Below are 12,750 nucleotides of genomic sequence, written 5' to 3'. Positions count from 1 at the left end.
TCGCTCCCTTGGGTTCGTCCTTCGTGGTGACTTCACGCTCGTAGGCGTAGGCCGCGCGGGGTGGCGATGAAGCCCGCTCCTTCCAGGAGGGTGCCGAGGGGGGAGGTCAGGGCCGAGGCGCCGTTGACGCGCTCCACCGTCACTGTGCCCAGGGATCCGGCCTTGGCGGCCGTGGCGAGGGCCTCGGCCGCTGCCTGGAGGCGGGGGTCGTCGGTGGGGTCGTCGTCGGGGGTGGTGGGCCAGGCCAGGAGGGTCTTGCCGCCGCGCTCCATGTAGAGCGTCAGGTCGCCGTCGACCAGGACGACCAGGGAACCCGCCTTGCGGCCCGGCTTGTGGCCGGCGCCGGTGGGGGGCTCCGGCCAGGGGAGGGCGGCGCCGTAGGCGTTGGCGGGGTCGGCGGCGGCCAGGACGGCGGCTCGGGAGGCGGCCCGGGTGGCGGGGGTGGGACGGCCTTGGGTTCGGCGGTCGGCGGGGAAGCCGTTCCCGGGGGCGCTGTAGGGGGCGTACGGGTTCTCGTACTGGCTGGTCGCGGGGCCGTTGTGGGAGGGGAAGTCGCGGGGGGAGATCCACTCGCTCGGTGTGGTGGGGGAGGGGGGCCAGTCGTCGCCGGAGGCGGGGTCTGGGGTGGGGGTGGGGGCGTACGGGTTCGGGGTGCCGTCGGCCGGGGCCGGGCCGTTGGCGTCGAACGGGTCGGGGAAGCCATCGCTCCGGGCTGGCACCGGCAGGGTTTCGCCGCGGTCGCGGGCGTTCGCCACCGCGCGCAGGCGGTCGACCGCTCCGTCCATCGCGAACTGGGCGGCGCCGAGTCCCTCGACCACATAGCCGCGGCGGGCCTGACCGCTGTCCTCGAAGGCGGACAGGATGCGGTAGACCGCAGAGAAGCCGCCCTCGACTCCCTCGGCGGAGACCGCCCCCCTGGTCACCACGCCGTGCCGGTCGAGGAGGACCCGGGCCAGGGCATGGGCGCGGACCGTGGGGTCTGCCTCGCGCCCGGGGAGCAGGGACCAGCGGCCGGCGACGGTCGGAGGGCCGGTGCGGGAGGTGGGGCGGGCGGCGGCCGTGAGGGAGCCGTAGCGGCCGCGTGGGACGGTGCGCTTGGCGCGGTGGGCGGTGGAGCCCGCGGTGCGGCCCGAGCCGAGCAGGGCGCGCATGGGGGCGAGCGTGTCGTTCGTGAGCCGTCCCGACCAGGCCAGGTCCCAGACGGCGTCGGCCAGTTGGGGATCGGTGGCGTCCGGATGGGTGGTGGCGCGGACCTGGTCGGCGATCTGGCGGAAGAACAGGCCATAGCCGCCGGACAGGGTGTCCAGGACGGACTGGTGAAGCGCCGTCAGCTCCAGGGGGTGGGGCGGGGGGAGGAGCAGAGGGGCCGCGTCCGCCACGTAGAGGGAGACCCAGCCGTCCTTGCCAGGGAGGGCTCCGGCGCCGGCCCACACGAGTTCACCGGCCGCGGTGAGCTCGTCGAGCATTGCCGGGGTGTAGTTCGCCACGCGGGACGGCAGGACCAGCTTCTCCAGGGCGGACGCGGGCACGGACGCGCCCTGCAGCTGCTCCACGGCACGGACCAGTCCGTCGATGCCGCGCAGACTGTGGCCCTTGCCGATGTGCTGCCACTGGGGGAGGAACTGCGCGAGCGCGGGCGCCGGCACCGGCTCCAGTTCATGGCGCAGGGCGGCCAGGGAACGGCGGCGCAGGCGGCGCAGCACCGTCGCGTCGCACCACTCCTGGCCGATGCCGGCCGGGTGGAACTCGCCCTGGACGACCCTGCCCGCCGAGGCGAGCCGCTGGAGGGCGCCCTCGGTGACCGCCACGCCCAGGCCGAAGCGGGCCGCCACGGTGGTGGACGTGAACGGGCCGTGCGTGCGGGCATAGCGCGCGAGGAGGTCGCCCAGCGGGTCCTTGACCGGCTCGGTGAAAGCCTCGGGGACACCGACCGGGAGTGCCGTGCCGAGCGCGTCGCGCAGTCGGCCCGCGTCCTCGATCGCCGCCCAGTGGTCGGCGCCGGCGATCCTGACCTTGATCGCGCGACGGGCCTTGGCGAGGTCCTGCGCCCACTGCGGCTCGGCGCCCCGCTCGGCCAGCTCGGCGTCGGTGATCGGGCCGAGGAGGCGGAGAAGGTCCGCGACGCCCTCGGCGTCCTTGACCCGGCGGTCCTCCGTGAGCCACTGGAGCTCCTGCTCCAGCTCGGTCAGCACCTCGGCGTCGAGCAGCTCGCGCAGTTCCGCCTGGCCCAGCAGTTCGGCCAGCAGGCGGGAGTCGAGGGAGAGGGCGGCGGCGCGGCGCTCGGCGAGGGGTGAGTCTCCCTCGTACAGGAACTGGGCGACGTACCCGAAGAGGAGGGAGCGCGCGAACGGGGAGGCCTCGGGGGTGGTGACCTCGACCAGGCGCACCTTGCGGGACTCCAGGTCGCCCATCAGCTCGACCAGGCCGGGGACGTCGAAGACGTCCTGGAGGCACTCGCGGACCGCCTCCAGGACGATCGGGAACGAGCCGAACTCGCTCGCGACCTGGAGCAGTTGGGCGGCGCGCTGGCGCTGCTGCCAGAGCGGGGTGCGCTTGCCCGGGTTGCGGCGCGGCAGCAGCAGCGCGCGGGCGGCGCACTCCCGGAAACGGGACGCGAACAGGGCCGAGCCGCCGACCTGGTCGGTGACGATCTGGTCGACCTCGCCCTTGTCGAAGACGACGTCCGCGGCGCCTACGGGGGCCTGGTCGGCGTCGTACTCCGTGCCGAGTTTCGTCGGTTCCTGGTCGAGCAGGTCCAGGCCCATCAGGTCGGCGTCGGGCAGGCGGAGCACGATGCCGTCGTCGGCGTGCATGACCTGGGCGTCCATGCCGTAGCGCTCGGATAGCTTGGCGCCGAGGGCGAGGGCCCACGGGGCGTGCACCTGGGCGCCGAAGGGGGAGTGGACGACCACGCGCCAGTCGCCGAGTTCGTCGCGGAAGCGTTCCACGACGATCGTGCGGTCGTCCGGGATGTGGCCGCAGGCCTCTCGCTGTTCGTGCAGGTAGGACAGGACGTTGTCGGCGGCCCAGGTGTCCAGGCCCGCGGCGAGGAGGCGCGAGCGGGCCTTGTCCTGCGGGAGCGAGCCGACCTCGCGGAGGAACGCGCCGAGGGCTCGGCCCAGTTCCAGCGGGCGGCCCAGCTGGTCGCCCTTCCAGAAGGGGAGCCTGCCCGGTACGCCCGGCGCGGGGGAGACCAGGACGCGGTCGCGGGTGATGTCCTCGATGCGCCAGGAGCTGGTGCCGAGCGTGAAGACATCGCCGACGCGGGATTCGTAGACCATCTCCTCGTCGAGTTCGCCGACGCGGCCGCCGCCCTTCTTCGGGTCGGAGCCGGCCAGGAAGACGCCGAAGAGGCCGCGGTCGGGGATGGTGCCGCCGGAGGTGACGGCGAGCCGCTGTGCGCCCGGGCGGCCGGTGATCGTGCCGGCGACCCGGTCCCAGACCACGCGGGGGCGCAGCTCCGCGAACGCGTCGGAGGGGTAGCGGCCGGCGAGCATGTCGAGGACCGCCGTGAAGGCGGACTCGGGGAGCGATGCGAAGGGGGCGGCTCGGCGGACCGTGGCGAGGAGGTCGTCGAACTGCCAGGTGTCGAGCGCCGTCATGGCCACGATCTGCTGGGCCAGGACGTCCAGGGGGTTGGAGGGGATCCTCAGGGACTCGATCGAGCCGGTGCGCATGCGTTCGGTGACGACCGCCGCCTGGACGAGGTCGCCGCGGTACTTGGGGAAGACCACGCCGGTCGAGACCGCCCCGACCTGGTGTCCCGCGCGGCCCACGCGTTGCAGGCCGGAGGCGACCGAAGGGGGTGATTCGACCTGGACGACGAGATCCACCGCGCCCATGTCGATGCCGAGTTCGAGGCTGGAGGTGGCCACGACGGCGGGCAGGCGGCCTGCCTTGAGGTCCTCCTCGACGAGGGCACGCTGTTCCTTGGAGACCGAGCCGTGGTGGGCCCTGGCGATGACCGGAGGTGCGCCCTGCGCGGCGCCCGAGCCGCCCATGAGCTCCGCGGGGGCGTGGTGTTCGTCGAGGGGTTCGCCGGTGGCTCGTTCGTACGCGATCTCGTTGAGGCGGTTGCAGAGCCGCTCCGCGAGACGGCGGGAGTTGGCGAAGACGATCGTGGAGCGGTGGGACTGGACCAGGTCGGCGATGCGCTCCTCCACGTGCGGCCAGATCGAGGGGCGTTCCGCGCCTTCGGTGGCCTCGGAGACCGGGGAGCCGCCCAGTTCGGCCAGGTCCTCCACCGGGACCACCACGGAGAGGTCGAATTCCTTGCCGGACTTCGGCTGGACGATCTCGACCTTGCGGTGGGGGGAGAGGTAGCGGGCGACCTCGTCGACCGGGCGGACGGTCGCGGAGAGGCCGATGCGGCGGGCCGGCTTCTTGAGGATTTCGTCCAGACGTTCGAGAGAGAGTGCGAGGTGGGCGCCTCGCTTGGTGCCGGCCACCGCGTGGACCTCGTCGAGGATGACGGTTTCGATGCCGGTCAGGGCGTCGCGGGTGGCCGACGTCAGCATCAGGAACAGGGACTCGGGGGTGGTGATCAGGATGTCCGGGGGACGAGTGGACAGGGCGCGGCGCTCGGCGGCGGGGGTGTCGCCGGAGCGGATGCCCACCTTGACCTCCGGCTCGGGGAGGCCGAGGCGGACGGATTCCTGGCGGATGCCGGTCAGGGGGCTGCGGAGGTTGCGCTCCACGTCCACGGCCAGGGCCTTGAGGGGGGAGACGTACAGGACGCGGCAGCGTTTCCTGGGGTCGGCGGGTGGGGGTGTGGAGGTGAGCTGGTCCAGGGCGGCGAGGAAGGCGGCGAGGGTCTTGCCGGAGCCGGTGGGGGCGACGACGAGGACGTCCGAGCCCTCTCTGATGGCTTGCCACGCGCCTGCCTGGGCGGTGGTGGGCGCGTCGAAGGCGCCCGCGAACCAGCCGCGGGTGGCGGGGGAGAAGCCGTTCAGGGCTCGGGGTGTGTCGCTGACCATGTGTCCATCGTGCACCTCGGGTCTGACAATGGGGGTGCCATCGGTGGGGGTGTGCGATGCCTGCGGCGCGCTGTGCGGGTTCGGTGGGGGCGGATGTAGCGCCTGCGGTCCGGTGGGTGGGTCGGGGCCGGGTCGGGGGGTCTCCGTCCTCGGTCCGGCGGAACTGTTCTGCCAAGGGGTACGGCGTGTCGGACGCCGGCCGCTGCGGGCGGACACCCCCGCCCCGTCCCCTTGCCGCCGTGGGCGAGTGCGTCTCCGACGCCAACTGGTTCCACCCAGGGGCGCGGGGAACTGCGCGACCAGCCACTACGGGCCTGTAGACGCTCTACGACCTTCCGCGGCGCCCTGTCCGGGCGGCCGCTGTAGGGCGTGATCGCCGATCAGAGGTGTCTCCCGGGGTGTATCGGCGGGAGCGCAAGGGCGTACAAGACGTGCGGGGGCGGATTCGTCTACCTTCCGATGTGTGACGGAGCGGACAGATCTGCCGGATGCGCATGGCGACGGTGGGGGTAGGGGGGACTCCGCTGTCGTGAGGGATGCCCTGGGTGTGGGGGTGGCCGTGGGGCTGTCCGGGGTTGCCTTCGGGGTGACGTCGGCCGGGAGTGGGCTGAGTGTGGTGCAGAGCTGTGCGCTCAGTCTGCTGGTGTTCACGGGAGCGTCGCAGTTCGCGCTCGTGGGGGCGCTCGCGGCGGGTGGGGGGCCGGTCACCGCTGCCGCGGGGGCGTTCTTTCTGGGGGTGCGCAATGCGTTTTACGGGGTGCGTCTGGGGCAGTTGCTCGCTCTTTCGCGCTTGGTGCGGCCGTTCGCCGCTCACTGGGTCATCGACGAGACGACGGCTGTGGCGTTGGCGCAGCCGACGCGGCGTGGTGTGCGGATCGGGTTCGTGGTGACCGGGGCGAGTCTGTTCGTGCTGTGGAACCTCACGACGTTGTTGGGTGCGCTGGGGGCCGAGGCCATGGGGGACACCGAGGTCTGGGGGCTCGATGCCGCGGGGCCCGCTGTATTTCTGGCGTTGCTGGCGCCGATGGTGAAGAGCGCTGTCGAGCGGGCGGTCGCCGGGGTCGCCGTTCTGCTGGGGCTCGGGTTGCTGCCCGTGCTGCCGGCCGGGGTGCCGGTGCTGGTGGCCGCGCTCGCGGCGCCGGTCGTGCTGTGGGTGGCGGGCCGTCGGGGGAGTGGGGAGGGCGGGCGGTGAACGTCTGGATCGCGATCGGTGTGACCGCCCTGGGGTGTTACGCCGTCAAGCTCGCTGGGCTGCTCGTGCCCGCCGGGGTTCTGGAGCGGCCCCTCGTCAGGCGTCTCGCCGCTCTGTTGCCCGTGGCCCTGCTGGCGGCCCTCACGGCCCAGCAGACCTTCGCCGACGGGCGGGTCCTGGTGCTCGACGCGAGGGCCGTGGGGCTTGCCGCGGCCGCCGTGGCGCTGCTGTTGCGGGCGCCGTTCCTGGTTGTTGTGGCGGTCGCGGTGCTGGTGACTGCCGGGGTGCGCGCGATGGGCGGGTGAGTCACCGGTCCGTTCGGTCGATGGGACGGTCGTACGCGTGCAGGGTGCGCAGGGCCGTGATCGTCACCATGGGGCGTGCCTCCAGGGCCGTGCTCGGGGCCCAGTGGCGCCGGCGGACGGGCCAGCCGCCGTCGTCCTCCTGCTCGTCCAGGAGGTGGTTTAGGGAGCGGGACATCTCGTCGTCCGTGAACCACGCGCGCGCGAGGGAGTCCGGCGTGCGAGCGTAGTCGTACGGGAAGTGGTGCTCGCCGGGGGCGTAGCCCGGGGGGACCGGATGCGCGTCGAGGTGGTCCGGGTCCAGGGCCGCGAGGTGCTGGTCGCGCACCAGGCGGCCGAGGCGGTCGGCCACCGCCTCCGCGCGCGGGCGGTCGGGCGCGGAGTCCAGGAAGGCCACGGCGGCCTGGATCTCGTACGGGTGGGACCGCTCCAGGGACTCGACCGCCTGCCAGCAGAAGTCCGTGGCCCGGAACAGCCAGGCGTGCCACACCTCGTTGCGGTGCAGGAGGCCCACCACGGGGCCCGTGGCGAGGAGTTCGCTCGGTGGGTCGTCCAGGACCGGGATGAAGGGCGCGGTGGGGTAGTCGCGCTGGCCGGGACCGATCGCCGGAAGCGCGCCGTCCGGTGTGGTCACGGACGTCAGGTACCGGCAGACCCGCTCCACGCGCTGTCCGCCGCAGCGCCCGATGGCGTCCAGGACCCGCAGGGCGTGGCCGGTGTGCAGCGGCTGGCTGAGCGGGCCCCGCAGATCGGGTTCGAGCCCGTGTCCGTAGCCGCCGTCCGTGTTGCGGTAGGCGTCCAGTGCCGTCTCCACCGGGTCGGCGTCCCCGTCCAGGAAGTGGTACGCGAAGAGGCGCTGTTCCAGTACCCGCGCGGTGAGCCAGACGAAGTGCTCGGCGCGGGCGAGCGGGGAGTGCGCCGGGGGCGTCGGGGGGCGTGGGGAAGCTCCTGTTTCGGCCATGCGTCAGACCGTAGGACGGAAAGCGGTCTCGGCAAGCGGTCCCGGCTCAGGCCCACTCTCAGGGGCGGGATACTGGAGTCATGCGGTTGACGGTCTTCTGGCAGCGGATGGCGGAACACTTCGGTCCGGCCTACGCCGACACCTTCGCGCGCGACCACGTGATGGCGGAGCTCGGCGGGCGCACGGTGCACGAGGCGCTGGACGCCGGCTGGGACGCCAAGGAGGTGTGGCGTGTGGTCTGCGGCGTCATGAGTGTGCCGCGCGAGAAGCACTGAACGCGAGGCCGGTGTGCCGACGGGAGACCGTGAGGGGACACGGCTGAGGCACTGATCGGTCACGAAGATCAGGGGCGGGCAGCCGATTGTCCGTGGTGTGGGCCAGACTTGCCCCGTGGCACCCACTGACGAGGCCGGCCAGGTCGCCCGGCACGCATCTCCACTCGGCACGACGCCGCCCACCCGGCCCCCGGCCGACGGCGCGGCGGGGCCGAATGCCCGCATGCCCCGCTGGCTGCCGCGTGCCATGGTGCTCGCGCTCGCCCTGATCGCCGTCTTCCAGCTGGGAAGTTGGGCCTTTCACCAGCTCACCGGCCTGTTGATCAACGTCCTGATCGCGTTCTTCCTGGCCCTGGCCATCGAACCCGCGGTGAGCTGGATGGCCTTGCGCGGGATGCGCAGGGGACTGGCCGCCTTCCTCGTCTTCTTCGCCGTGCTCATCGTGTCCGCGGGCTTCGTCACGCTGCTCGGCTCGATGCTCGCGGGACAGATCATCAAGATCGTCGAGGACTTCCCGAACTACCTCGACTCCGTCATCAACTGGATCAACGCCCACTTCAAGACCGACCTGAAGCGGGTGGACGTCCAGGAGGGCGTGCTCCGCTCCGACTGGCTGCGCAACTACGTCCAGAACAGCGCCACCGGTGTCCTGGACGTGTCCGCGCAGGTCCTCGGCGGGCTCTTCCAGCTGCTGACGATCGCGCTGTTCTCGTTCTACTTCGCCGCGGACGGCCCGCGACTGCGCCGCGCGCTCTGCTCCGTCCTGCCGCCCGCCAAGCAGGCCGAGGTGCTGCGCGCGTGGGAGATCGCCGTCAACAAGACCGGCGGTTACATCTACTCGCGCGGTCTGATGGCCCTCATCTCCGGCGTCGCGCACTACATCCTGTTGCAGGTCCTGGACGTGCCGTACGCGCCCGTGCTGGCCGTGTGGGTCGGATTGGTCTCGCAGTTCATCCCGACCATCGGCACGTATCTCGCGGGCGCCCTGCCCATGCTGATCGCCTTCACGGTCGATCCCTGGTACGCGCTGTGGGTGCTGGTCTTCGTCGTGGTCTACCAGCAGTTCGAGAACTACGTCCTCCAGCCCAAGCTGACCTCGAAGACCGTCGACATCCACCCCGCGGTGGCCTTCGGCTCGGTCATCGCGGGCACCGCCCTCATGGGGGCGGTCGGCGCGCTGATCGCCATTCCCGCGATCGCCACGCTCCAGGCCTTCCTGGGCGCTTACGTGAAGCGGTACGACGTCACGGACGATCCTCGGGTCCACGGGCACCGGAGACGGGGAGAGGGCCCGGCTCTCTTCACGCGCGCGCGTGCGCTCTGGGAGCGGCGGCCGGGGGAGCAGGAGCCCGGCGGCGGCTCGTCCCGGGACTCCTCCAGCGGTTCCTCCTGAGCCAGGCGGGTGTGCCGTTCCGCCCCGTGCGGCCGGCCGCGTGGGGTGTCTCTTCCGGGGGCTCCGAGGGCTCGCGGCCCGGCGTCCGTGGCGTCGGGGGAACCGGGACGTAGTCTCGGAGGTGCGCGTGGTGCGCTTGACACGAAAATCGAACATCCATTCTCATGAAGGCTCCGGCGAGGCGCTCGACGGGGATTTCAACACGGTTTCGGTGGAGAAGTGCCCGAGTTATCCACAGGCCGGACGGGCGTCGGGGCCCATTGTCAGTGGCAGGCGTTAGCGTCTTTGACGTGAAGCGATCGACTCAAGCAAATCGGGTGGAACCCATGGCAGGAACCGACCGCGAGAAGGCCCTGGATGCCGCTCTCGCACAGATTGAACGGCAGTTCGGCAAGGGCGCGGTCATGCGCATGGGTGACCGCTCGAAGGAGCCCATCGAGGTCATCCCGACCGGGTCGACCGCGCTGGACGTGGCCCTCGGCGTCGGCGGCCTGCCGCGCGGCCGCGTCATCGAGGTCTACGGCCCCGAGTCCTCGGGCAAGACGACCCTGACCCTGCACGCGGTGGCGAACGCGCAGAAGGCCGGTGGCCAGGTCGCGTTCGTGGACGCGGAGCACGCCCTCGACCCCGAGTACGCGCAGAAGCTCGGCGTCGACATCGACAACCTGATCCTGTCCCAGCCGGACAACGGCGAGCAGGCCCTGGAGATCGTGGACATGCTGGTCCGCTCCGGCGCCCTCGACCTCATCGTCATCGACTCCGTCGCCGCGCTCGTCCCGCGCGCGGAGATCGAGGGCGAGATGGGCGACAGTCACGTCGGCCTTCAGGCCCGTCTGATGAGCCAGGCCCTGCGGAAGATCACCAGCGCGCTCAACCAGTCCAAGACCACCGCGATCTTCATCAACCAGCTCCGCGAGAAGATCGGCGTGATGTTCGGCTCCCCGGAGACCACGACCGGTGGCCGGGCGCTGAAGTTCTACGCCTCGGTGCGACTCGACATCCGACGCATCGAGACGCTGAAGGACGGCACCGACGCGGTCGGCAACCGCACCCGCGTCAAGGTCGTCAAGAACAAGGTCGCGCCGCCCTTCAAGCAGGCCGAGTTCGACATCCTCTACGGCCACGGCATCAGCCGCGAGGGCGGCCTGATCGACATGGGCGTGGAGCACGGCTTCGTCCGCAAGGCCGGCGCCTGGTACACGTACGAGGGCGACCAGCTCGGCCAGGGCAAGGAGAACGCGCGCAACTTCCTGAAGGACAACCCCGACCTGGCCAACGAGATCGAGAAGAAGATCAAGGAGAAGCTGGGCGTCGGGGTCCGGCCGGTGGAGCCGACCGCCGAGCCGGGCGCGGACGCCGCGGTCTCCGCCGCACCGGAGGATGCCGCGAAGGTACCGGCTCCGGCAGCGGCGAAGGCGGCCAAGATCAAGGCTCCGGCTGCCAAGAGCTGACACCGTGACACGACGAACCGACTGGGCCGAGTACGCCTACCCCGACCCTCCGCGCGAGCGGAGACGGGGCGGCGGCGAGGGGTCCACCGGGGCGGGGAGCGAGGCGTACGGGGGCGACGACCGCGCGGGCGGCCGGCCCGACCGTGCGGAGCCGTACGGCGACGACAGGCCGTACGGCGGCCAATCGGGCGGCGAGGCATGGCCGGACGGCGGTTCGGCGCACGGCTCCGGGTTCCCCGGTGGGGACTCGTGGCACGGCAGTGGTGAGATTCGTGGTGGCGCGGCCCGGGAGGGCGGCGCGGCCATGAGCGGCGGTGGGTCCCGAGACGCGGACGGTCCCCGTGGGCGGCGACGGCGTCGACGCGGTGAGCCGTTCGGTGAAGACGGAGGCACCCTCTCCTCGTCGAGGGCCGAGAAGAAGGAGCCCCCGGCGGACCCGGTGGAGCGGGCGCGGGCGATCTGTCTGCGCCTGCTCACCGGGACCCCGCGCACGAGGAAGCAACTCGCGGACGCCCTGCGCAAGCGGGAGATCCCGGACGAGGCGGCCGAGGAGGTGCTGTCCCGGTTCGAGGAGGTCGGGCTGATCAACGACAGCGCGTTCGCGGAGGCCTGGGTGGAGTCCCGGCACCACGGCCGAGGACTGGCCCGGCGCGCGCTGGCCCGGGAGCTGCGGACCAAGGGCGTCGAGTCCACGCTGATCGACGAGGCCGTCGCACAGCTCGACTCCGAGCAGGAGGAGGCCACCGCCCGGGAGTTGGTCGCCCGCAAACTGCGGTCCACCCGCGGCCTCGACCGCGACAAGCGACTGCGCCGTCTCGCGGGCATGTTGGCACGCAAGGGCTACCCCGAGGGCATGGCCCTGCGCGTGGTCCGGCAGGCGCTCGAAGAAGAGGGCGAGGACACGGAGTTCCTAGAGGACGGTGGGTTCTAGGGACGGTGGGTTCTGGGGTCGGAGGGTTCTGGGGACGGTGGGTTCTGGGGACGGTGGGTTCTGGGGACGGTGGGTTCTGGGGACGGAGGGTTCTGAGGACGTTTCGGGGTGTCCATCCGGGGCGAGCCGGGGCCGGGTGTATGTGACCCTCTCCGACCGCTCAGACCACCCAGAGTCCCGCCGCCCGCCACGCCTGGAAGCCGCCGACGAGGTCGGTGGCGCGGCGCAGACCCAGGCTGTGCAGGGAGGCGGCGGCCAGGCTGGAGGCGTATCCCTCGTCGCAGATCACGACGACACGCAGGTCGTGGCTGGTGGCCTCGGGGAGGCGGTGGCTGCCCAGGGGGACGAGCCGCCACTCCAGTTCGTTGCGCTCGACGACGAGGGCGCCGGGGATCAGCCCGTCCCGCTCACGCAGCGCCGCGTACCGGATGTCCACCAGCGGGCCTCGATCCGCTCGTAGCCCCCGCGTACCCGTTCCAGCAAGCCGTCGATGCCGAGGGGCCGTTCACCCGGGGAGGCTGCCGCGTGGTCGGCCTGCCAGGTGTCCGACCGGCTCACTGCCAGTCCTCCGGGCGCTCCACCTGCTCCAGGCGCAGGAGCGGGCCCGTGCGGCTGTAGCGGCGGATCCGGGGCAGGGGCGGGTAATAGGCGTGGACGGAGATGGCGTGCCGCTCGGTGGACTCGTTGAGCACCTCGTGGACATGGTGGCGGCCGAAGGCACGGCCCTTGCCGGCCGGCAGCCGGCGTTCCCGGTCCACGTCCTCGGTCAGTTCCAGGGTCTTCCAGCCGTCGGTGGGCAGCCGGGCGGCGAGCGAGTACTCCTTCAGCTCACCGGCGGCCGTGATGAAGGCACCGACCGACTCGGCGTGGTCGTGCCAGCCGGTGCCCGTGCCGGGCGGCCAGCCGATCAGCCAGGCCTCGCTGCCGCCGGGCCCTTCCAGGCGTACCCAGGTGCGGCCCTCGGGATCGAGCGGCAACGAGTCGATCAACTCGGCGTCGGCGGCCGTACGTCGTACGAAGGCGAGGAGGTCGGCCTCGGTCGGGGCGGAGAGGGCAGGCGTGGCGGAGACAGAGGGAGAGGGGGAGGGGGAGACAGACACGGGCACCGTCCTGAGAAGCGTTCGCGTGAGAGCGCGCGGCGGCAGGGAGGCGGCGCGCGCACGAAGGAGGGGGAGAGAGCTGCGAAGTCAGCAGGACGGACGACACACGCAGCCCGCATAGCGGACGAGGTCCATATGGACCCTCCGCCACAGGCGCACACAGGTGTCG

At 72.1% G+C, this 12,750-nt stretch carries 10 protein-coding genes and 1 pseudogene; 6 read left to right on the top strand and 5 right to left on the bottom strand.

Going from position 1 to position 12,750, the window contains the following annotated elements; translation table 11 throughout:
• Positions 1–32 precede the first annotated feature (32 nt).
• Positions 33–4,976, bottom strand: a complete 4,944-nt coding sequence (locus K4B79_RS33995) for an ATP-dependent helicase (RefSeq protein ID WP_232031169.1) — start codon at positions 4,974–4,976, stop codon at positions 33–35.
• 463 nt (positions 4,977–5,439) lie between these two features.
• On the opposite strand from K4B79_RS33995, the gene K4B79_RS33990 reads away from it, so the two are divergent.
• Positions 5,440–6,168: an AzlC family ABC transporter permease gene (locus K4B79_RS33990; RefSeq protein WP_232031167.1), complete on the top strand. Its 729-nt coding sequence runs from the start codon at positions 5,440–5,442 to the stop codon at positions 6,166–6,168.
• Positions 6,165–6,473, top strand: a complete 309-nt coding sequence (locus tag K4B79_RS33985; protein ID WP_232031166.1) for an AzlD domain-containing protein — start codon at positions 6,165–6,167, stop codon at positions 6,471–6,473. Before K4B79_RS33990 ends, K4B79_RS33985 begins: the two co-directional genes overlap by 4 nt.
• 1 nt (position 6,474) lies before the next feature.
• Here K4B79_RS33985 and K4B79_RS33980 read toward each other — a convergent pair whose 3' ends face one another.
• Positions 6,475–7,431, bottom strand: a complete 957-nt coding sequence (locus K4B79_RS33980) for a hypothetical protein (protein WP_232031165.1) — start codon at positions 7,429–7,431, stop codon at positions 6,475–6,477.
• A gap of 80 nt (positions 7,432–7,511) precedes the next feature.
• Between K4B79_RS33980 and K4B79_RS33975 the strand changes: the two genes are divergently transcribed.
• The 4 genes from K4B79_RS33975 to recX all read left to right on the top strand — a co-directional run bounded on the left by K4B79_RS33975 (position 7,512) and on the right by recX (position 11,481).
• Entirely contained in the window at positions 7,512–7,706 is a 195-nt protein-coding gene (locus tag K4B79_RS33975) for a DUF3046 domain-containing protein (protein ID WP_232031164.1), read from the top strand.
• Positions 7,707–7,821: 115 nt separating this feature from the next.
• Complete coding sequence (locus tag K4B79_RS33970; protein WP_232031163.1) at positions 7,822–9,099, top strand: AI-2E family transporter; 1,278 nt, start codon at positions 7,822–7,824, stop codon at positions 9,097–9,099.
• A 326-nt stretch (positions 9,100–9,425) separates the two neighbouring features.
• Positions 9,426–10,550 (top strand): recombinase RecA, encoded by a 1,125-nt coding sequence (gene recA / locus K4B79_RS33965; protein WP_232031162.1) that lies wholly within the window; start codon positions 9,426–9,428, stop codon positions 10,548–10,550.
• A gap of 4 nt (positions 10,551–10,554) precedes the next feature.
• The gene (gene recX, locus K4B79_RS33960) at positions 10,555–11,481 is read left to right on the top strand and encodes a recombination regulator RecX (protein ID WP_232031161.1); all 927 of its coding nucleotides are present in this window, start codon (positions 10,555–10,557) and stop codon (positions 11,479–11,481) included.
• Between the two features lie 160 nt (positions 11,482–11,641).
• On the opposite strand, the pseudogene K4B79_RS33955 reads toward recX, so the two are convergent.
• The 3 genes and pseudogenes from K4B79_RS33955 to K4B79_RS48700 all read right to left on the bottom strand — a co-directional run bounded on the left by K4B79_RS33955 (position 11,642) and on the right by K4B79_RS48700 (position 12,740).
• Positions 11,642–12,039 (bottom strand): annotated as a pseudogene (locus tag K4B79_RS33955) (rhodanese-like domain-containing protein).
• Positions 12,036–12,581 carry a cysteine dioxygenase gene (locus tag K4B79_RS33950; RefSeq protein ID WP_232031160.1) on the bottom strand — a complete coding sequence of 182 codons (546 nt, stop codon included), beginning with the start codon at positions 12,579–12,581 and terminating at the stop codon, positions 12,036–12,038. Before K4B79_RS33950 ends, K4B79_RS33955 begins: the two are co-directional and overlap by 4 nt.
• Before the next feature lie 87 nt (positions 12,582–12,668).
• A complete protein-coding gene (locus K4B79_RS48700; protein ID WP_309544753.1) occupies positions 12,669–12,740 on the bottom strand; it encodes a putative leader peptide in 72 nt (23 codons plus the stop codon).
• Between the last annotated feature and the right edge of the window lie 10 nt (positions 12,741–12,750).

Origin of the sequence: Streptomyces lincolnensis (assembly GCF_021173675.1) — a bacterium.
Lineage (GTDB): Bacteria > Actinomycetota > Actinomycetes > Streptomycetales > Streptomycetaceae > Streptomyces > Streptomyces lincolnensis_B.
This window is presented reverse-complemented; position numbering and strand designations above follow the sequence as displayed.